This is a genomic window from Parafrankia discariae (assembly GCF_000373365.1).
Taxonomy (GTDB): Bacteria; Actinomycetota; Actinomycetes; order Frankiales; family Frankiaceae; genus Parafrankia; species Parafrankia discariae.
Genome location: NZ_KB891267.1, coordinates 1 through 20,419, shown reverse-complemented (window position 1 = coordinate 20,419; position 20,419 = coordinate 1). Strand labels below are relative to the sequence as shown.

Annotated in this window: 18 protein-coding genes; 8 read left to right on the top strand and 10 right to left on the bottom strand. The window is 71.9% G+C overall.

Annotated features, from left to right (window positions below; all coding sequences use genetic code 11):
• From B056_RS0131270 to B056_RS0131245, 6 genes are all read left to right on the top strand, one after another.
• On the top strand, positions 1–1,692 hold a 1,692-nt coding region (locus B056_RS0131270; RefSeq protein WP_018505784.1), incomplete at its 5' end, for a thiamine pyrophosphate-binding protein.
• A 46-nt stretch (positions 1,693–1,738) separates the two neighbouring features.
• A complete protein-coding gene (locus B056_RS0131265) occupies positions 1,739–2,566 on the top strand; it encodes a TauD/TfdA dioxygenase family protein (RefSeq protein ID WP_018505783.1) in 828 nt (275 codons plus the stop codon).
• Entirely contained in the window at positions 2,563–3,306 is a 744-nt protein-coding gene (locus tag B056_RS0131260) for an SDR family NAD(P)-dependent oxidoreductase (RefSeq protein WP_018505782.1), read from the top strand. The genes B056_RS0131265 and B056_RS0131260 overlap by 4 nt, the downstream gene beginning before the upstream one ends.
• A 123-nt stretch (positions 3,307–3,429) precedes the next feature.
• A complete protein-coding gene (locus B056_RS0131255; protein WP_018505781.1) occupies positions 3,430–4,011 on the top strand; it encodes a carboxymuconolactone decarboxylase family protein in 582 nt (193 codons plus the stop codon).
• A 2-nt stretch (positions 4,012–4,013) separates the two neighbouring features.
• Positions 4,014–4,775 (top strand): GntR family transcriptional regulator, encoded by a 762-nt coding sequence (locus B056_RS0131250; RefSeq protein WP_407672442.1) that lies wholly within the window; start codon positions 4,014–4,016, stop codon positions 4,773–4,775.
• Positions 4,766–5,554: an SDR family NAD(P)-dependent oxidoreductase gene (locus tag B056_RS0131245; RefSeq protein WP_018505779.1), complete on the top strand. Its 789-nt coding sequence runs from the start codon at positions 4,766–4,768 to the stop codon at positions 5,552–5,554. The genes B056_RS0131250 and B056_RS0131245 overlap by 10 nt, the downstream gene beginning before the upstream one ends.
• A gap of 120 nt (positions 5,555–5,674) precedes the next feature.
• Here the strand turns inward: B056_RS0131245 and B056_RS0131240 are convergent, their stop codons facing one another.
• From B056_RS0131240 to B056_RS0131230, 3 genes are read right to left on the bottom strand one after another with little or no spacing between them, the layout of a single operon-like run.
• The gene (locus B056_RS0131240) at positions 5,675–6,433 is read right to left on the bottom strand and encodes an SDR family NAD(P)-dependent oxidoreductase (protein ID WP_018505778.1); all 759 of its coding nucleotides are present in this window, start codon (positions 6,431–6,433) and stop codon (positions 5,675–5,677) included.
• On the bottom strand, positions 6,430–8,052 hold the full coding sequence (locus tag B056_RS0131235; RefSeq protein WP_035753440.1) for an AMP-binding protein: 1,623 nt from the start codon (positions 8,050–8,052) through the stop codon (positions 6,430–6,432). Before B056_RS0131235 ends, B056_RS0131240 begins: the two co-directional genes overlap by 4 nt.
• A 2-nt stretch (positions 8,053–8,054) precedes the next feature.
• Positions 8,055–9,236 (bottom strand): CaiB/BaiF CoA transferase family protein, encoded by a 1,182-nt coding sequence (locus B056_RS0131230; RefSeq protein WP_026240357.1) that lies wholly within the window; start codon positions 9,234–9,236, stop codon positions 8,055–8,057.
• Between the two features lie 229 nt (positions 9,237–9,465).
• Here B056_RS0131230 and B056_RS0131225 point away from each other — a divergent pair, with 229 nt between their 5' ends.
• Together B056_RS0131225 and B056_RS0131220 are read left to right on the top strand one after the other, a co-directional pair.
• Complete coding sequence (locus tag B056_RS0131225) at positions 9,466–10,938, top strand: class I adenylate-forming enzyme family protein (RefSeq protein ID WP_018505775.1); 1,473 nt, start codon at positions 9,466–9,468, stop codon at positions 10,936–10,938.
• A gap of 55 nt (positions 10,939–10,993) precedes the next feature.
• Positions 10,994–11,452 (top strand): pyridoxamine 5'-phosphate oxidase family protein, encoded by a 459-nt coding sequence (locus B056_RS0131220; protein WP_018505774.1) that lies wholly within the window; start codon positions 10,994–10,996, stop codon positions 11,450–11,452.
• A gap of 16 nt (positions 11,453–11,468) precedes the next feature.
• Here the strand turns inward: B056_RS0131220 and B056_RS0131215 are convergent, their stop codons facing one another.
• From B056_RS0131215 to B056_RS0131185, 7 genes are all read right to left on the bottom strand, one after another.
• Positions 11,469–12,212, bottom strand: coding sequence for an SDR family NAD(P)-dependent oxidoreductase (locus B056_RS0131215; protein ID WP_018505773.1), 744 nt, complete (start codon positions 12,210–12,212; stop codon positions 11,469–11,471).
• Positions 12,209–13,048, bottom strand: a complete 840-nt coding sequence (locus B056_RS0131210; RefSeq protein ID WP_018505772.1) for a TauD/TfdA dioxygenase family protein — start codon at positions 13,046–13,048, stop codon at positions 12,209–12,211. Before B056_RS0131210 ends, B056_RS0131215 begins: the two co-directional genes overlap by 4 nt.
• 87 nt (positions 13,049–13,135) lie before the next feature.
• Positions 13,136–14,956 carry a class I adenylate-forming enzyme family protein gene (locus B056_RS0131205; RefSeq protein WP_018505771.1) on the bottom strand — a complete coding sequence of 607 codons (1,821 nt, stop codon included), beginning with the start codon at positions 14,954–14,956 and terminating at the stop codon, positions 13,136–13,138.
• 3 nt (positions 14,957–14,959) lie between these two features.
• Positions 14,960–16,177, bottom strand: a complete 1,218-nt coding sequence (locus B056_RS0131200) for an FAS1-like dehydratase domain-containing protein (protein WP_018505770.1) — start codon at positions 16,175–16,177, stop codon at positions 14,960–14,962.
• A gap of 13 nt (positions 16,178–16,190) precedes the next feature.
• A complete protein-coding gene (gene acuI / locus B056_RS0131195) occupies positions 16,191–17,174 on the bottom strand; it encodes an acrylyl-CoA reductase (NADPH) (protein WP_018505769.1) in 984 nt (327 codons plus the stop codon).
• Between the two features lie 63 nt (positions 17,175–17,237).
• A complete protein-coding gene (locus tag B056_RS0131190) occupies positions 17,238–18,653 on the bottom strand; it encodes an aldehyde dehydrogenase family protein (protein ID WP_018505768.1) in 1,416 nt (471 codons plus the stop codon).
• 74 nt (positions 18,654–18,727) lie between these two features.
• On the bottom strand, positions 18,728–20,419 hold a 1,692-nt coding region (locus B056_RS0131185; RefSeq protein ID WP_018505767.1), incomplete at its 5' end, for a thiamine pyrophosphate-binding protein.

Genomic DNA, 20,419 nt, shown 5'->3' with positions numbered 1-20,419 from the left:
TACGAGCGCATCCTCCAGTTGTTCGAGGCCGAGGGGATCAAGACGATCTTCGGTATTCCGGACCCGAACTTCGTGCACATGTTCCACCTCGCGCAGGAGCGTGGCTGGACCGTGGTGTCGCCGCACCATGAGGAGTCCGCCGGGTTCATGGCGGAGGCGGTGTCGCGGATGACGGGGAAGGCGGCGCTGGCGATCGGCACCCTGGGCCCGGGTGTCGCGAACCTGGCCGGCGCGATGATGTGCGCGAAGGTCGAGAACTCGCCGGTGATCTTCCTGGGTGGTCAGCGGGCCCGGATCACCGAGCAGCGGGTCCGCCGGGGGCGGATCCAGTTCGTGCAGCAGGCCGACCTGTTCGCGCCGTCGGTGAAGTACAGCGCGAGCATCGAGTACCCCGACCAGACCGACGAGATCATCCGTCAGGGTCTGCGCAAGGCCCTGTCGGGCACGCCGGGCCCGGTGTACATCGAGTACCCCTCGAACGTGATCCTCGAGGAGCTCGACGTCCCGGAACCCCTGCCGCCGGCGGCGTACCGGCTGGTGGACCAGACCGCGGGTCAGGACCGGATCGACGAGGCCGCGGCGTACATCCGCGCGGCCAGGCAGCCGATCCTGCTGGTCGGGCACGGGGTGCACACCTCCCGGGCGGGGGAGTCCGTGCGCGCGCTGGCCGAGGCGATGGCCTGCCCGGTCATCCAGACCTCCGGGGGCACCTCGTTCATCAAGGGCCTGGAGGACCGCACCTTCCCCTACGGCTTCTCCGCCGCGTCGATCGACGCGGTGGTCCAGTCCGACCTGTGCCTGGCGATCGGCACCGAGCTCGGTGAGCCGGTGCACTACGGCCGCGGCCGGCACTGGGTNGCGNNCGAGGCCAACCGCAAGTGGATCCTNNTCGAGCAGGACGCCGAGGCGATCGGGGTGAACCGGTCGATCGACGTCCCCCTCGTCGGGGACCTGCGCGCGGTCGTCCCGCAGCTCGTCGACGCCCTCAAGGACACCCCGCGCACCGCGTCGCCCCGGCTTGAGTCCTGGGTGACGCAGGAGGCGACCCGGTTGGCGGAACTGGCGGAGACCGCCCCCTCCGGCCTGTCACCCGTGCACCCGGCGCGGCTGATCGTCGAGGCGACGAAGGCCTTCCCGCCGGACGGCATCATGGTCCGCGACGGCGGCGCGATCACGATCTTCGGCTGGACGTACTCGCAGGCCAAGCCGCACGACGTGATCTGGAACCAGAACTTCGGCCACCTGGGCACCGGCCTCCCCTACGCCGTCGGCGCCTCGGTGGCGGACGGCGGGAAACGCCCGGTGATGCTGATCACCGGGGACTCCTCCTTCCAGTTCCACATCGCCGAGCTGGAGACCGCCGCCCGGCTCAACCTCCCGCTGGTCTGCGTGGTCAGCGTGGACTACGCCTGGGGCCTGGAGGTCGGCGTCTACAAGCGCACCTTCGGCCAGGGGTCGCTGGAGACCGGCGTCCACTGGAGTGAGGACGTCCGGCTCAACAAGGTCGCCGAGGGGTTCGGCTGCTACGGCGAGTACGTCGAGCGCGACGAGGACATCGCCCCCGCCATCAAGCGCGCCTACGCCAGCGGAAAGACCGCCGTCATCCACGTCGCGGTCGACCCGAAGGCCAACTCCGAGGAAATGCCGAACTACGACGAGTTCCGCACCTGGTACGCAGAGGGAATGCAGTGACTCCCGGGAGCATGGCTACCGGGGGCAAGCGAGAGGAGGCGGGTGGATGACCGCGATCACTACGAGGAAACTGAACGACTATGTCGGAGCGGAGGTTCTCGACCTCGACGTCGACCGTCTACTGAACGACGACGATCTGCCGGCAGCGTGTCTAGAGGCTCTCGAAGAGCACGGCGTTCTGTTATTCCGCAAGCTGAACATCAGCCATGAGGACCAGCTCGCATTCGGCCGGAAGCTCGGCGACGTCGTCAAGATTCCCGGCTATGCGATCCCCGAGGTCATGGAGATCAGCTTCGACCCGGCGAATCCGAACGCGCAGTACTTCCCGAGCAACGACCACTGGCACTTCGACGGCTCCATGGACGACATCCCGGCCAAGGCCGCGCTGATGAGCGCGAGCGTGGTCGTCGCGGAGGGCGGCGAGACGGAGTTCGCCAGCACGTACGTCGCCTACGACACCCTCTCCGCCGAGGAGAAGGAGCGCTTCGAAGATCTCCGGGTGGTCCACACGTTCGAGTCGATCCAGCGCCGGAGCTACCCCGACCCGACCCCGGAGCAGAAGGCCGACTGGGCGTCGTGGCCCGTCCGTGAGCACCCCCTGGTGTGGGAGCACCAGTCGAGGCGGCGTTCGCTGGTGTTCGGGGCGAGCGCGTCGCACATCGTCGGGATGGACGTCGACGAGGGCCGGGCGCTGCTCGCGGACCTCGAGCGGCGCAGCACGCTGCCGGACCGGGTGCTGCGGCACTCCTGGTCGGTGGGCGACATGGTGATCTGGGACAACCGGGGGCTGGTGCACCGGGCCGGGCCGTTCGACCGTACGAAGCCGCGCGTCCTGCACCGCACCACCCTCGCCGGAGATGAGCCGATCAAGTGAGCGCACGCACAGCCATCGTCACCGGCGGCGCGTCGGGCATCGGCGGTGGCATCAGCCAGCGCCTGGCGGCCGACGGCATCCTGGTGGCGATCTTCGATCTCAGTGGTGACGCCGCCAAGGCCGCGGCCGAATCAATCGAGAAGGCCGGCGGGCGGGCGATCGGCGTGCCCGTCGACGTGGTGGACCGCGCCGCCGTCGACGCCGGGGTCGAGGAGGTGCGGGCCCGGCTCGGCCAGCCGACGATCCTGGTGAACAACGCCGGTCTGACGGTCGAGAGCGCGTTCCTCGAGACGACCGCCGAGGCCTGGAACCGGATGATCTCCATCAACCTCACCGGCACGTTCGACTGCTGCCAGGCGGTGCTCCCCCACATGATCGAGGCGGGCTGGGGCCGGATCGTCAACATCTCGTCGTCGAGCGTCTACGGTCCTCCCCCCGGGCTGGCCGGCTACGTGGCGGCGAAGTCCGGGGTGGTCGGCCTCACCAAGGTTCTCGCGCTGGAGTTCGCCAAGCACGGGATCACGGTCAACAGCATCCCGCCCGGCTTCATCGACACGCCGATGACGCGTGATGTCGTGGATCGCGGGTTCATCGACCTCGATCAGCAGATCGCGAAGACACCGGTGGGCCGGATGGGCCGGCCCGAGGACATCGCCGCCGCCACCGCGTTCCTGGTGAGCGAGGAAGCCGGCTACATCACCGGCCAGAGCCTCGGGGTCAACGGCGGCCGGATCATCTGATCCGGCCGCACCGGGCGCCGTCGCCGGCCCGGCCGCGCTCCCCGGCCGGCCGGCGACGGCGCCCGGCAGCATCGGAGCACACCTTTGACACGCGAGCCCGCCGACCAGAAGAGGCAGACGACAATGAGCCGACTCACCCCCCTGCCGCACGATGAATGGCCCGCGGATCTGACGGATTTCATCGCCGAGTTCCGAGCCACCGTCATCGGGGACACCGGGAGCGCGGGCGGCCAGTCCGGGGCGAACCTGCTGGGGACGCTGGCCCGCTACCCGGCGCTGACCATCGCGTTCCTCAGGTTCAACGGCCACGCCCTGTACGGCACCTCGCTCTCGGCCAGGCAGCGCGAGCTGCTCGTGCTCCGGGTGGCCTCCCTGCGGCAGGCCGAGTACGAGTGGGCCCAGCACGTGGTCCTCGCCGAGGCGGCCGGCCTGAGCGACGACGAGATCCGCCGGGTGGCCGCGGGGCCGGACGCCGAGGGTTGGATACCGCTCGAGTCCGCGCTGGTGCGAGCGGCCGACGAGCTGGTCGGCGACGGCTCGGTGAGCGACGGGACCTGGAAGACACTCGCCGACGAGCTCGACGAGCACCAGCTGATGGACGTGGTCTTCACCGTCGGCACCTACGAGATGGTGGCCTTCGCGCTCCGCTCGTTCGGGGTCGAAGCCGAGGACGACCTCATCCCGTACCTCCGCCGGGGCCGGTGACCGTGGCCGGGGTCGTGACCTCGGCCGGGCGGGTTCTTGAGGTGCTCCGCAGACTCATTCTCAACAACACCTTCCTGCCCGGCGCCCGGCTGGCCGAGACCGAGCTGGCCGACCAGCTCGGGGTCAGCCGGACCCCGGTCCGGGAGGCGCTGCGTCAGCTGGCCGCCGAGGGGCTGGTCGAGCTCTCGCCCAACCGGGGCGCCCGGGTCGCCGGCTGGTCGCCGGCCGAGCTGGAGAGCGTCTTCGAGCTGCGTTCGACGCTGGAACCGCGCCTGACCGGGATGGCCGCGGAACGGGCCGACGAGGGCGACCTCGCCGAGCTGGAGAAGCTGGCGAACGAGATGTCGGCGGTCGGCTCACCCGGTCCGGAGCAGGACCTGGAGGCGCTCATTCCGCTGAACGCGGCGTTCCACGAGCGGCTGGTGCAACTGGCCGACGCGCCGGCCTTCGCCGCGGCCCTGGCCGGGGCGATCCGCACCCCGCTGGTGATGCGGAACTTCCACGCCTACGACGACGCCTCGATGCGCCGCAGCCTGGCGCACCACATCGAGATCGTCGCGGCCATGCGCGCCGGCGATCCGCAGTGGGCGTCCGCGGTGATGATCGCCCATCTCCGGAACGCCCGGGCCGTCATGCTGCGGACCACCTTTCCGACCGCGGACCCCGGTGGTGTCACCCGGGGCCGACAGACCGGCACGCCCGCGGCACCGGCTTCCGGCGACCTGGGCGGTCACGACGGAACCAGGAGGCGCGGATGCGTCTGAAGGACAAGGTCGCGGTCATCACGGGCGCGGGCTCGGGAATCGGCAAGGCGATAGCGCACCGGTTCGCCGCCGAGGGGGCGAGCGTGGTCTGCGCCAGCGTCAGCGGCCGGGCGATCGACGTCGCCGCCGAGATCGGCGACGGGGCGATCGGCGTACAGGCCGACGTCAGCGACGAGGCGGACGTCCAGCGCATGATCGGGGCCGCCGAGGAGGCGTTCGGACGGATCGACATCCTGGTGAACAACGCCGGGTTCGGCGGCAAGCTGAAGCCGATCCACGAGCAGAGCACGGAGGACTGGGACCGCGTGCACGGGGTGAACCTGCGCGGTGTCTTCTTCTGCATGAAGTACGGCATCCTGTCGATGCGCCGGACGGGCGGCGGCTCCGTGGTGAACATCTCGTCCACGACGGCGGTCATCGGCTGGAAGCACCACGGGATCTACGGGGCGGCCAAGGCCGGCGTGAACCAGCTGACCAGGGTCGCCGCCCTCGACTACGCCGACGACAACATCCGGGTGAACGCGGTGTGCCCGGGCACGATCTGGACCGGCCTCGTGCAGCTGTCCAAGGAGCATCCGGAGCCGCCGCCGGGGGTGTTCCGCCTCCCCGGGATCCCGATGGACCGCTGGGGCCTGTCCGACGAGATCGCCGCGGCGGCCCTGTTCCTGGCCAGCGACGAGGCGTCGTACGTCACGGGCGTGCTGATGCCGGTGGACGGCGGCTACTCCGTCGGCTTCTCCGGGATGGGCGCCGAGAAGTCGGGCCAGCCGACCGCCTGAGACGGTGCCGCCGGCCCCACCGGGGTGTGGTGGTGCGGTGCCGTGGTGGTGCGGTGCCGTGGGGTGGCCGGGCCGGTGTCCGCCGGCCCGGCCACCCCGCGACAGATCTGGCGCACGGATCTAACGCGGAGCCATCCGCAGCGCGCCGTCCATCCGGATGACCTCGCCGTTGAGGTAGTCGTGGTCGATGATCGACAGCGCCAGCTGGGCGTACTCGTCCGGCCGGGCGAGCCGCTGCGGGAACGGCACCGACGCGGCGAGACCGGCGCGGAACTCGTCCGAGACGGTGGCGAGCATCGGCGTCTCGACGATGCCGGGGGCGATCGTGCACACCCGGATGCCGTACTGGGCGAGGTCGCGGGCGGCGGGCAGGGTGAGACCGACGACACCGCCCTTGGACGACGCGTAGGCCGCCTGGCCGACCTGGCCCTCGTAGGCGGCGACGGAGGCGGTGTTGATGATGACACCGCGCTGGCCGTTGTCGTCCGGCTCGGTCTCGGCGATCGCCGCGGCCGCGGTGGAGAGCACCGCGAACGTGCCGACCAGGTTGATCTGGATCACCTTCGCGTAGAAGTCGAGGTCATGGCGCCGGCCCCGGCTGAGGATGCGCTGCGACGGGCCGATGCCGGCGCAGTTCACGACGACGCGCAGCGGAACACCGGTGCCGGCGGCGGTCTCGACGGCGGCGGCGACCTGGTCGCCGACGGTCACGTCGGCCCCCAGGTAGGTGATGCCGGTGACCGGCGGCGCCGACTCGATCGACGCCGGCAGGTCCAGCGCGAAGACGGTCGCGCCCTGCGCGGCGAGCGCGGCGGCCGTGGCCGCCCCGAGGCCGGAGGCCCCTCCGGTGACGATGGCGGCGGTGTCGGTCAGTTTCATTCAGCGGCTCCCGGGTCGCGGTCAACGGACTTGATGGTCGCAGGCTCGCTGGTCACATGCCCGGGACCGGGTGGCTGCCCGGCCGCCAGCGCGAGCCGGCGGGCCTCCCGCCGCAGGACCTTGCCGTAGGAGCTCTTGGGGAGCGCGTCGACGTAGATGATCCGCTTCGGCTTCTTGAAGCGGGCGATGTGGGTGAGGCTGAAGTCGATGAGGTCGTTCTCCGGGGGCGGCGCGGCCGCCGGCACCACCGCGGCGACGACGTTCTCCCCCCACAGCTCGTCCGGGACGCCGAACACCACGACCTCGGCGACCGCCGGATGCTGGATCAGCACCTCCTCGACCTCACGCGGGTAGATGTTGGACCCGCCCGAGATGATGACGTCGCTGCTGCGGTCGAGCAGGAACAGCCTGCCGTGCTCGTCGAGGCGGCCGATGTCGCCGGTGTGCAGCCAGCCGCCGCGCAGCGCCCGGCTGGTCGCCTCCGGGTTGTTCCAGTAGCCGCGCATCACCACGTCCCCGCGCACGCAGATCTCGCCCTCCTCGCCGGCGGGCAGCGGCTGGTCGTCGGCGCCGAGGATCTGCACCTCGACGCCCGGGTGGGCCACGCCCGCCGAGTCGAGGGGGGTGTCGGGCGCGGCGCCGTGGTCGAGGTAGGTGATGGTCATGGGCGACTCGCCCTGGCCGTAGATCTGCACGAACACCGGCCCGAACCGCTCGATCATCGCGCGGGAGTGCTCGACGTGGATGGGCGCGCCGCCGTAGACGGCGCAGCGCAGCGAGCTGATGTCCGTCTCGGGGGCGCCGAGCAGCTTGACGATCATCGTCGGCACGAGGAACGCGATGACGGTGATGCGTTCGCGCGCGACGAGGTCGAGCACCTCGGCCGGGTCGAACCCGCCGCCGTCGTGGATGAGGTTCTCGGCGCCGCGGGCGATCGCGCCCAGCGAGTACAGGCCGCTGCCGTGGGACAGCGGCGCGACGTGCAGGGCGAGGTCCGACGGCCGGTAGTCGCACACGTCGGCGAGCAGCGTCCAGGTCGTGACGGTGAGGCTGCGGTGGCTGAGCTCGGCCCCCTTGGGACGGCCGGTCGTCCCCGACGTGTAGAACAGCCACGCGAGGTCGTCCCCGGCGACGTCGACCGGCACCAGTTCGGCGGAGCCCTCGGCCAGCAGCCGGTCGAACCCGACCGCACCGACCGCACCGGTCGCGGCGGCGTCGCCGGCCGTGTCGCCGGGACCGTGGACGTCGACCACCACCTCCTGGACCCCGGTGAGATCGAGGCCCGCCACCGTGCCCGCGCCGGCGTGGACGAACGCCCGGGCGCCGCTGTCGTCCAGGATCACCTGGATCTCCGGGCCGGCCAGCTTCGCGTTCACCGGCACGGCGACCAGGCCGGCGTGCCAGGCCCCGAACAGCACGACCAGGTACTGCGGGCAGTTGGGCAGCAGCACCGCGACCCGGTCACCGCGCTCCAGGCCGCGCCCGAGCAGCGCCGAGCCGAACCTGGCCGCCTGCTCGCGCAGCTCACCGTAGGACGTCCGGCGCCCGGCGAAGCGCACCGCGCACCGGTCCGGGTGCCGCCGCGCCGAGGCTGTCAGCAGGCTCGCGACGTTGACCATCGTCACCCTCCATCTGGTCGAGCGGACCGCGGCGGCGGGGACGGCCGCCCGGACTCCCCACCGAGCTCGCCGAGCTCGTCGAGGACCTCCCGGGTATGCTCGCCGAGCCTGGGCGCGGGGCCGGCGACCCGGCCGGGGGTCCGCGAGAACCAGGTCGGGATGCCGGGGAAGCGCACCGGGCCGTTGCGGCTCGGCACCGTCTCGAAGAAGCCGGCCTCGTTCAGGTGCGGGTTGTCGAAGAGCTCGTCGAGGGTACGCACCGGCGCGGCCGGGATGTCGAGGGAGCGCAGCAGGTCGAGCCACTCCTTCGTCGTGCGCTGCAGGAACGTCTCGGCCAGCCGGGCGTAGACGACGTCGATCTGGCGGGCCCGCTGCGCGAGGGTGGCGAAGTGCTCGCCGGCCCATTCCGGCCGCACGGCGCCGACGAAGGCGGACCACTGCTTGTCGTTGTAGACCAGCGCGGAGATCTGGCCGTCGCGGGTGCGGTAGGGCCGGCGGTTCGGGGTCACCGCGCGGGGATACAGCGCGGGGCCCAGCGGCGGGGTGAACATCGCGCCGTTGGCGTGCTCGACGAGCATGAAGGCGGCCATGGTCTCGAACATGGCGACCTCGACCTCCTGCCCCTCGCCGGTGCGCTCGCGGTGGAACAGCGCCATCACGGTGGCGTAGAGGGCGGTCAGCCCGGCGACCTTGTCGGCGAGGATGGTGCCCACGTAGCTCGACTCGCCGGTCAGCTGCTCCTGGGCGAACGGCAGCCCGCACTCCGCCTGGATCGTGTCGTCGTAGGCGGTGAGGTCGGCGTCCGGGCCGCGCCGCCCGTAGCCGTAGCAGTTGGTGTAGACGATCGACGGGTTGATCGCGGCGACCTCGTCGTAGCCGAAGCCGAGCCCGGCGACCGCCTTCGCCCGCATCGAGTGGATGAACACGTCGGCGCCGGCGACGAGCCCGCGCAGCGCCTCCCGGCCCTCGTCGGAACGCAGGTCCAGCACGACGCCGCGTTTGCCGCGGTTGACGTTGACGAACACGCCGCCCATCGCGGGCTCCGGCCCGACCGAGATGTAGCGGGTGTTGTCACCGGCGGGGGGCTCGATTTTGATCACGTCCGCCCCCATGTCGGCCATGATCTGCGTGCAGTGGGGACCCATGACCATCGCGGTCAGGTCGACGACCCGAACGCCCGACAGCGGACCGGCGTTCGCCTGCGGACCAGCCTTCACGTATCGACCACTCCTCGATCGACAGACCCGGCCGGCCAGCAACCGCGCCACGCCGAGAATAAGGGATGAATCCTTGTAAGGATAGTGATATCAAGATGTCGTGAGCAGCACTCGTGGAACACCGCAGCGCACGGAAACATCACCCCGCGGCCGGACGTCCGGCCAGGTCGGGAGGGTCCCCGGCCCGATCGCGGGCGTGCTCGACGCCGCCCTCGCGGCCCGCCCGCAGGCCGCCGCGGTCGAGGCGGCCTCGGGAATCTGGTCCTACGCCGAGCTCGACGAGCAGGCGGACCGGGCGGCCGGCGCGCTGTGGTCGCTCGGCGTGCGCCCGGGTGACCGGGTCGCGGCCTGCCTGCCCAACGACCTCGACATCGTCGCGGCGTTCCACGGCTCGCAGCGGATCGGCGCCGTCTGGGCGGGGATCGGCGAGGCGCTCGCCGCGAGCGAGCAGCGGGAGCTGCACGAGATCTGCGCGCCCACCGTCGTGCTGGCCGGCCCCCGCTACCTGCTGGACTCCCCCGGCCGTGTCGACCCGGACCGCTGGGCCGGCCTGCTCGCCCGTGGCGAGACCGCGCCGCCGGTCGAGCACGACATCGACGCCCCGGCCGGCATCGCGTTCACCAGCGGGACGTCGGGCCGCCCCAAGGCGGTCGTGCACAGCCAGCGCAACCTGCTCCTGCCGGGCGCGGTGCTCGTCGCGACCCGCGGCTGGGGCCCCGAGCTGCGCAAGGGCGACAGCTTCCCGTTCACGATCCTCAACCTGATGGTGCTCTCCACCCTGCTCACCGCCCAGGCCGGCGGGTGCGCGGTGGTGATGAACCGCCGGGACGTCGCCGGCGTCGTCGAGTGGATCTCCAGCCGACAGGTCACCGTGTGGAACGGCGCGCCCGCGCAGCTGCACGACCTGGCCGCCCGCCCCGGCGCCGGGATCGGCTCGCTGCGGGAGGTCTGGAGCGGCGGCAGCGACACCGCGGACGCGCTGCGCCGGGCGTTCGCCGACACGCACGGGCTGGCGCCCCGGGCCACCTACGGCCTGACCGAGGCCCCGACGGTCGTGTCGATCGACCCGCCGGGTGACGAGTGGCGCCCGGGGACGAGCGGCCAGGTGCTGCCGCACTACGACGTGGCGGCCTACGACGACGACGGCCGCCGGCTGCCCGCCGGCGAGCTCGGCGAGCTGCGGCTGAGCGGCGCCACGACCGGCCCGTGGGCCGGGGTGTGGCGGCCCACCCTCGGATTCTGGGAGGACGGCCGGGTGCGGGCGGTCGAGCCCGGCCCGATCCCCACCGGCGACATCGGGACCGTCGACGCCGACGGGTGGCTGACCGTGCTCGACCGCAAGAAGCTGATCATCATCCGGGGCGGGGCGAACGTCTACCCGCTGGAGGTGGAGCGGGTCATCGCGACGTTCCCGGACGTCGCCCGGGTCGCGGTGTGCGGGGTTCCCGACGAGCGGCTCGGGCAGCGGGTCGCCGCCGTGCTCGAGAGCGGCACCGGCGGCCCGCTCGACACCGGCGCGCTCACCGAGCTGTGCAGGCGTGAGCTCTCGCCGTACAAGGTGCCGGAGTTCTGGACCCAGGTCGACGCGCTGCCGGTGAACGCGATGGGCAAGGTGCAGCGCGCCGGGCTGGCCGATCTCGTCGGCCAGCCGCGCCCCGCGGGCGGTTAGGCTCGCCGAACCGGACGGAGCGGGGCAGGACGGGACGAGACAGGACGGGAGGCCAGTGAGCATCCGGTTGAGCGAGGACGAGATCTGGGAGTTCGTCGCCGCCGCGCACACGGGGGTGCTCACCACCCTGCGCGCGGACGGCGCGCCGGTCTCGCTGCCGACCTGGTTCGTGGCCCTCGACCGGACGGTCTGCCTGTCCACCCCGATCGGCGCGCGCAAACTCGGTCGGGTGCGGCGCGACCCGCGGGCGGCGTTCCTCGTCGAGTCCGGGCAGGCCTGGGCCGAGCTGCGCGCGGTGCACCTCAGCGGCCGGGTGGCCACGGTCGGGGACGCCGCCACCCGCGATCTCGTCCTCGGCCTGCTGGACGAGAAGTACGAGCGGTTCCGGGTCTCCCCGCAGCGGCTGCCGGACACGGCGCGGTCGGCGTACGCCGACCGCGCCATCCTCCGGCTGGTGCCGGACGAACGGGTGCTCAGCTGGGACAACAGCCGCATCCGCCTCTCCGGCGACTGATCGCCACCGCGCGGGCTCAGGTGTTCCGGCCGCCGTTGACGCCGAAGACCTGGCCGGTGATGTAGCCGGCCTCGTCGCTGACGAGGAACGCGCAGGCGGCGGCGACGTCCTCGGCCCGCCCGATCCGGCCGACCGGCGTGCGGGCCGTCTGCTGCTCGACGTTCATCAGGCCGCCCTGCTCCTGTGCGCGCAGCATCGGGGTGTCGATGAACCCCGGCGGGATCGTGTTGACGGTGACGCCGCGCGGCCCGAACTCCAGGGCGAGCACCTTGGTGAGCCCGAGGATCCCCGACTTGGCGGTGACGTAGGAGCCCAGCCGGGGCGTGCCGCTGTGCACGCTCGACGAGGAGATGTTGACGATGCGCCCCCAGCCCTCGGCGAGCATGTCGGGCAGGACGGCCTGGCAGCAGTAGAAGGTGCCGTTGAGATTGACCGCGAGCGACTGCTCCCACATAGCGTCGGTGATCTCGAGGAACGGGCTCGGGCGGGTCATCCCGGCGTTGTTGACCAGGATCGTCGGGCGGCCGAGCCGGCCGCGGGCCTCGGCCACCGCCGCGTTGACCGCGGCCCGGTCCGCCACGTCGGCGGCCAGGCCGAGCGCCTTCCCGCCGGCCTCCTCGATGGAGCCGGCGACCGCCTCGGCGGCGGAGCCGTCCAGGTCGAGGATCGCGACCAGGGCCCCGGCGGCGGCCAGCCGCCGGCTGACGGCCTCCCCGATGCCCGACCCGCCGCCGGTGACGACCGCTGTGCGCCCGCTCACTGGATCGGCTCGTCGCCGGCGAGCGTGATGCGGTGCATCCGGCGCGGCACGGTCTGGTCGAACGGGCGGACCCGGTGGACCAGCCCGCGGTTGTCCCAGATCACCATGTCCCCCGCCGTCCACGAGTGCGAGAACACCCGGTCCGGCGCGGTGGCCCGCTCCTCCAGCTCGTCGAGCAGCGCCCGGCCGTCCTCCCGGCTCATCCCGACGATGTGCGACGTCGTCGAGCCGAACACCAGCGAGCGCCGGCCCGACCGGTGCTGCCACACCAGCGGGTGCTCCCGCGACGGCCGCTTCGCCCAGTCCGCCAGCTGCTCCGGGGTCGGGTTCGGGTACGCGGGGCGCACGATCGCCTCCAGGGTGTGGACCACCCGGAGGTCGGCGAACCGCTCCTTCTCCGCGTCGGTGAGATCGTCGTAGGCGGCGTAGGTGCTGGCGAACTCGGTCTCGCCGCCCTGCTCGGTGACCACCTCGGCGGTCATCACCGAGGCCTTCGGCGGGATGTCGTGGTCGAGCGCGCCGTCGATGTGCCAGGCGACGTTGCCCCGGAAGTACTCCGCCCGCGGATGCGAGGGGTCCCAGTTGATCTCGTTGATCTCCGGGATGTCGTAGGGCGGGGAGGTCGGGAAGGAGATCAGCTCACCCAGCCGCCGGCAGAACGCGACCTGGGTGGCGGGGTCGATGTTCAGCCCGCGGAACAGCAGCGCGCCGTTCTCCTCGAGTGCCGTCAGGCACGCCTCGGGCAGGTCCTGGTCGTGGAGCAGGCGCTCGGCGTCGACGCCGAGCACCTCCGCCCCGACCTTCTCCCCCAGCTTCTCCGTGACGATCGCGGTCATCGGTCGTGCTCCTCTCACCGTCGCGTCACCGGCGCGGCGCCGGTCCGGCGGGTCACGCCGCGCCGGCGCCGCGCCGGCGCCGTCTCATCAGGCCGGGGCCGGGGCCGAGGCCGTCTCGTCCGCCAGCCGGCTGGCCGCCAGCTCGCGGAGCTCGGCGGACTTGATCTTCGCGCTGCCGGTGACCGCGATGTCCTCCTCGCGGAAGAAGAGCACCCGGCGCGGCACCTTGTAGCTCGCCAGCCGCTCCCGCAGGAAGCCGCGGATCTCCTCGGCGTCGAGGGTCACGCCCTCGTGCGGGACGACGCAGGAGACGACCATCTCGCCGAGCGTCGCGTGCGGGACGCCGACCGTCGCCGCCACCTTGACACCGGGGTAGGTCGCGAGGGTCTCGTCGACCTCCCGGGGCGAGACGTTCGCGCCGCCGGTCTTGATGATGTCGGTGAGCCGGCCCTTCCAGAACAGCAGGCCGGCGTCGTCGACGTGGCCGCCGTCGCCGGTGCGGAAGAAGCCCTCGGCGTCGAGCGTCTCGTCGAGCGGGATGCCGACGTAGCCGAGCATGAGCGTCGGCCCCTTGACGCAGATCTCGCCCGGCTCGCCGCGCGGGACGACGGCCCCGCCGAGCGGGTCCACGATCTTGATCGTCACGCCCGGCAGCGGCTCGCCGCTGCTGTCCCGGTGCAGCTCCGGCGGGCTGTTGGCCGGGAAGCAGGTGGTCAGCGTGAAGGTCTCGGTGTTGCCGTAGGCGTGCCCCGGCTCGTCCCACCGGGCGGTGACCGTCGGGTGCCGCGCGATCGCGGACTTGACGTCCGCGAAGCGCATGCTGCTCAGGTCGACGTCCTGCCAGTTCGGCGCCGCCTCCAGCTGGGCCCACTGGTGCGGCCAGGCGAACGGGAAGTTGACCTTCTCCGCGTCCATCAGCTCGAGCGCCTCGGCGGGCAGGAACGTCGGCTGCAGGACGACGGAGCCGCCGCTGGCGAAGGTCCCGCCGAGCGCCATGCCGAAGTTCCCCGACCAGAAGAAGCCGTTCGCCGTCCAGCAGCGGATGTAGTCCTCCGGGCCGAACCCGTACATCCGCGCGAAGCGCCATAACTGGATGGCGACCCCGCGGTGCGAGTTCAGGATGCCCTTCGGCCGGCTGGTGGAGCCCGAGGAGAAGAACAGCAGCGCCGTGTCACTGGGCTGCACGGCCGCGCCGGTGGCCTCGACCAGTACGCGGGGCTCGGCGCGGCCGCGGTCGAGGAAGTCCGCCCAGGTCTCGAGCGCGCCGGTCGGCTCGCCGTCCCCGAGCACGACCACCCGGCGCAGGAACGGGAACCGGGCCGACTCCAGCGCGCCGGGCTCGGCCCGGGCGATCTCCGGCTCGAGCTCGGTCAGCACGGCCACGAAGTCCTTCTTCAGCACGCTGCGCTCGAGCAGCAGCACCGAGGCGGCGGAGATCTGCAGCAGGTCGTCCAGCTCGGACTGGGTCGAGAACGTGCTGAGGGCGACCGCGACACCCCCGGCGAGCGTGATGCCGAACACCGACGAGATCCACTCGGGGCGGTTCGTCATCAGGACGCCCACCCGGGTGTCCTTGCCGACCCCGCAGGCGCGCAGCGCGCTCGCCACCTCGATCGCGCGTTCCCACAGCTCACGGTAGGTCCAGCGCACTGTGTCCTCGGCGGCCCCGGCGGCCGATCCGTCTCCCGGGGTGCGCGCGACGAGCGCCTCGCGCTCGCCGTACCGCGCCGTGACCTCACGCAGGAAGCCGGGCAGCGTCAGTGCCCCGAGGCCCGGCTCGTCGCCCAGCGGCGGGCCCGACACGATCGACGGGGAACGCGCGGCGCCCGCGCCCTCCCCGGCACCGTTCGGTCCCGCCGCCGCCGTTCCCGTCCCGGCCGGTTGGGCGGTGAGCGGTTGCGCACCCATCGATCAGCTCCCGGCCACGCGGTCGCGCCGGAACGGCAGCTCGACCTCGGCGGTGCAGGTAACCAGCACGCCGCCGTCCTGGTTGGTGAGCCGCAGCTTCACCTGGACGAGCGGAGCACCCCAGGCCGACTCCTCCTCCTTGCCGACGATCTCGGCGTCGAAGTAGGTGACGTCGCCCTCGAACGCCGGACCGCGGAAGCTGGACTTGGTGTGGCGCACCAGGCCGTCGTGGCCGGCCCAGTAGGACAGGTAGTCGGTGCACCAGGCACCCATCGTGGCGCCGTAGCCGTAGGCGCGGGGCATGCCGATCTCGCCGGCCTTGTCCGCGTCGATGTGGCCGCGGGACGGCCCGACGTAGAGTCCGTCGCGCAGGCGCGGGTCGATCCGGGCGCCCTCCTCGTCGAAGCCGAAGCCCTCCGCCCAGCCCGGGTCCTGGTAGACCCAGGGGTCCTCGATGCCGGGGGGCGCCGTCCAGTGGAACGTGCCCCAGATGTTGAAGATGAAGGCGCGGTACTCGGTGGTGAAGCTGGCGATGCTGTGCGGGCCGATCACCCGACGCGGCAGGGTGTCGCCGACGCTGACGTCCTCGAAGGCGGGCGAGACGCCGGTGCGGTTCGAGTGGAGCCAGCTGTCGCGGAGCTTCTCGACCTCGGCCAGCTCGGCGCTGGTCCAGGTCTTCTTCGCGCCGAGCTGGCTCTCGTGCATGCCGCGCTTCTCCGCCTCGGCGGCGAGGTAGCGGATGGCCGTCGAGCGCTCACGGGCGACCAGGGCGCCGTGCTGGTTGCGGTGCGTGGTGTCCCCGCGGGAGAACATCGTCGGCCCGGCGAACTTCGTCTCCGTGACCTTGTAGTCGTGGAAGCGCCGTTCCTGGACCAGCTTGTCGCCGACCCGGATGGGGCTGCCGTAGAACCACCACTCCTCACCGCCGAAGAGCAGGTGGCTGTTGGGGATGTGCCCGACGCAGGCGGGCGCGCAGCCGTGGCCGTAGTCCAGGCCGACCGCGATCGACTGCGGGGCGACCAGGCCGCCGTACCGGGACTCACGCGCGAACTCCTCGTCCCAGTGCAGCGGGTTGGGGTAGTCCATCGCCATCACCCAGCGACGGATGTCCGTCGCGGTGCACGGGTCCCACAGCTGCCCCCCGCCGATCGGCAGGCCGACCCGGGGGTCGACGTCGGAGAGGTCCAGCTCGACCTTCGACTCGGTGGGCTTCTCGCTCATCTCGGCTCCCGCCCTATCGGTTGACGTCGACGACGACGCGGCCGCGCACCTTGCCGTCCAGCAGACGGCGGGCCGCCTCGACCGCGTCGGCCAGCGTGATCTCCTCGGCGATCAGCTCGAGGGCGCTGACGTCCAGGTCGCGGGCCAGGCGCTCCCAGGCGGCCAGCCGCGGCTTCGCGGGCGCCATCACGCTGTCGATACCCAGCAGCGACACCCCGCGCAGGATGAACGGCGCGACCGAGGCCGGGAAGTCCATGCCCTGGGCCAGCCCGCAGGCGGCCACCGTGCCGCGGTAGCGGGTCTGCGCGGTGGCGTTGGCCAGGGTGTGGCTGCCGACGGAGTCGACGACCCCCGCCCAGCGCTCCTTCTGCATCGGCTTGCCCGGCCCGGAGAGGTCGGCGCGGTCGATCACCGTCGTCGCGCCGAGCTGGCGCAGGTAGTCGGCCTCGTCGGCCTTCCCCGTGGCGGCGGCGACCTGGAAACCGGCCTTCGCCAGGAGCGCGACCGCCACGCTGCCGACGCCGCCGGTCGCCCCCGTCACCAGGACCTCGCCCTGCTCCGGCGTCACGCCGTGGGAGATCAGGGCGTCCACGCACAGGCTGGCGGTGTAGCCGGCGGTACCGATCGCCATCGCCTGGCGGGCGGTGAAGACCGCGGGCAGCGGCACCAGCCAGTCCCCGTTGAGGCGGGCGCGCTGGGACAGCCCGCCCCAGTGGGTCTCGCCCACACCCCACCCGTTGAGGACGACGCGGTCGCCCTTCTTCCAGTCCGCGTGCGTGCTGTCGGTGACGACACCGGCGAGGTCGATACCGGGCACCATCGGGAATTTGCGCACGACCGGCGAGCTGGCCGTGATCGCGAGACCGTCCTTGTAGTTCAGCGTGGAGTACTCCACCTCGACGTCGACGTCACCGGCCGGCAGCTGCGCCTCGTCCAGGCTGGTGACGGCGGCCGTCTGACCGGCCTCGCCCTTTTCGATCAGAATCGCGGAGAACATCGGAGATCTAGTCCTTCCTCAGCGCGCCGGTCGCCCGGCGCGCGAACCCTCACCTGTCGGGCTCTAGTAGCCGTGGATGCCCTTGGTCTCCAGGTACTCGTGGAAGCCGAACTCGCCCCACTCGCGCCCGTTCCCGCTCTTCTTGTAGCCGCCGACCGGCCCGCCGAAGTCGAACCCGTCGTTGATCGCGACCCACCCGGCCCGGATCCGCCGGGCGACGGCCCGCGCCGCCTCCAGGTCCGCGCCGGCCACATAGCCGGCCAGGCCGTACTCGGTGTCGTTCGCGAGCTCGACGGCGTGGTCCACGCTGTCGTAGCCGTGAATCGTGAGCACCGGCCCGAAGATCTCCTCCCGGCCGATGGTCATCTCGTTCGTGACCTCGGCGAAGACCGTGGGCTTGACGTAGAAGCCCTTGTCCAGGCCGTCCGGGCGACCGGTCCCACCGGCGACCAGCGTGGCGCCCTCGTCGATGCCCTGCTGGATCAGGCCCTGGATCTTCTCGAACTGGCGCCCGGAGACCACCGGCCCGATCGTGAACTCGCCGTTCGGGTCGCCCACGGTCACCTGCGCCGCGGCCTCGCGGGCGACGCTGATCGCCTCGGCCATCCGGGCGCCGGGCACCAGCAGCCGGGCCGGCGCCGTGCAGGTCTGCCCGGAGTTGCCCATCATGTTGAGGACGCCCTTGGTGACGTTCTCGGCGAAGTCCTGGTCGTCGAGGACGATGTTCGGGCTCTTGCCGCCCAGCTCCTGGGTCACCCGCTTCACCGTGGGCGCGGCGTTCTTCGCGATCTCGATGCCCGCGCGGGTCGAGCCGGTGAACGAGATCAGGTCCACGTCGGGATGCGCCGACAGCGGGACGCCCACGCTGGGGCCGTCGCCCTGGACCAGGTTGAACACGCCCGCGGGGACCCCGGCCGCCTCGAAGATCTCGGCCAGGATCTGCCCGGTGAAGGGCGACTCCTCGGACGGCTTGAGCACCACGGTGCAGCCGGTGGCGAGCGCGGGGAGGACCTTGACCGCGATCTGGTTGATCGGCCAGTTCCACGGCGTGATCAGGCCGCAGACCCCGATCGGCTCCAGGACCACGCGGGTGACCCCGCGCTGCTCCTCGAAGGAGAAGTTCTTGAGGATCTCGATCGCCGTGGTCAGGTGCCCGGCGCCGAGGCCGACCTGGAAGCCGTTGGCCAGCGCGGCCGGCGCGCCCATCTCCTCGGTCAGCGCGGTGGCGAGGTCGCCGGCCCGCTTCTGGTAGACGTCGAGGATGCTCTCCAGGACCGCGATCCGCTCCTCGCGGGTGGTCGCCGACCAGCTGGGGAAGGCGGCCCGGGCGGCCGCGACCGCCGCGTCGACGTCGGCGGCGGAGCCGAGTGCCACCCGGCCCGCGACCTGTTCGGTCGCCGGATTCACGACATCAAAGGTCCGCTGCTCGGCCGGCTCCGCCCACTGGCCGCCGATGTAGAACTTTAAGTATTCACGCATGACACCCTCCGTTCCTCTCCCGGGTCACTGTCACTGACCTGCGATGTCCGATGTGCGCGGCTCGGGGCCGCCGATCACTGCGTTCCCTCGGCGTACCAGGTGCGGAACTCGTCGTAGCTCGGCATTTCCTCGGAGTTGGCCTTCGGGTCGACCGCGACGTGGATGACGGCGGTCTTTCCGCTGGCGTAGGCGCGCTTGATGGCGGGGGCGATGTCCTCGTCGCGCTCGACGTACTCGCCGTAGCAGCCGAACCCCTCGGCGACCTTGTCCAGCCGGGTGTTCGTGCTCCAGTGGACGCCGGTCTCCAGCGAGCCCTGGCCGAAGGTGCGCTTGTAGACGCCGACCTCCAGGCCCCAGGCGTAGTCCACGGCCACCACGCAGACCAGCGGGAGGTTGAGCCGGGCGGCGGTCTCCAGCTCGGCGATGTGGAACTGGAAGGAGGAGTCCCCGGTGATCAGCATCAGGGGGCGCTTGCCGCCGTCGGCCACCCCGGCGCCGACCGCGTAGGGCAGGCCGGTGCCCAGGTGGCCGAAGTTCTGGTTCCACATCACGTCGTGCGGCTTGGCCTGCGAGTACGTCCAGCCGAAGATCGTGGTGGCGCCGCCGTCGCGGATCATGATGCCGTCCGGCGGGAAGACCTTGGTGGCCTCGACGATCAGCCGCGCCGGGTGCACCGGCGACATCCCCGCCGGGGCGGTCTCCGCGAGTTCGGCCAGCTGGGCGGCGTCCTGGCGGATCCAGCCGTCGAGCTCGGGGGTCGGCGTGCGCGGGGTGTCCTTGAGGGCGTCGACGAGCTGCGGGACGACCGCGCGCAGGTCCCCGACGAGGGGGACGTCGATCGACCGGTTCACCCCGATCGCCTCGGCGTCCTGCTCGANNAGGATCCACTTGCGGTTGGCCTCGNNCGCNACCCAGTGCCGGCCGCGGCCGTAGTGCACCGGCTCACCGAGCTCGGTGCCGATCGCCAGGCACAGGTCGGACTGGACCACCGCGTCGATCGACGCGGCGGAGAAGCCGTAGGGGAAGGTGCGGTCCTCCAGGCCCTTGATGAACGAGGTGCCCCCGGAGGTCTGGATGACCGGGCAGGCCATCGCCTCGGCCAGCGCGCGCACGGACTCCCCCGCCCGGGAGGTGTGCACCCCGTGCCCGACCAGCAGGATCGGCTGCCTGGCCGCGCGGATGTACGCCGCGGCCTCGTCGATCCGGTCCTGACCCGCGGTCTGGTCCACCAGCCGGTACGCCGCCGGCGGCAGGGGTTCCGGGACGTCGAGCTCCTCGAGGATCACGTTCGAGGGGTACTCGATGTACACCGGGCCCGGCGTGCCCGACAGGGCCTTGCGCAGACCCTGACGGATGATCTCGTCGGTCTGGTCGGGGTACTCGATGCTCGCGCTGTACTTCACCGACGGCGCGAACAGGTCGGCCTGCTGCACGAACTGGATCCGCCCCCGGCGGACCCGCTGCTCGGTGATCCGGGCCCGCTGACCACCCAGGAAGATCACCGGCGAGTTCTCGACCTTCGCGCACATCATCGCGCCGGCCAGGTTCGCGACACCCGGGCCCAGGGTGCCGATCGCCAGCGCCGCCTTCCCCGTCATCCGCGACACCGCCTCCGCCATGAACCCGGCGGACTCCTCATGGTGCGGCGACACCACGGTCCAGCCACGCTCCTGCGCGAGGTGGAACATGTGCACGAAGTTCGGGTCCGGAATACCGAAGATCGTCTTGATCCCCTCGGCCTCGAACAACTGGAGGATGCGCTCGTA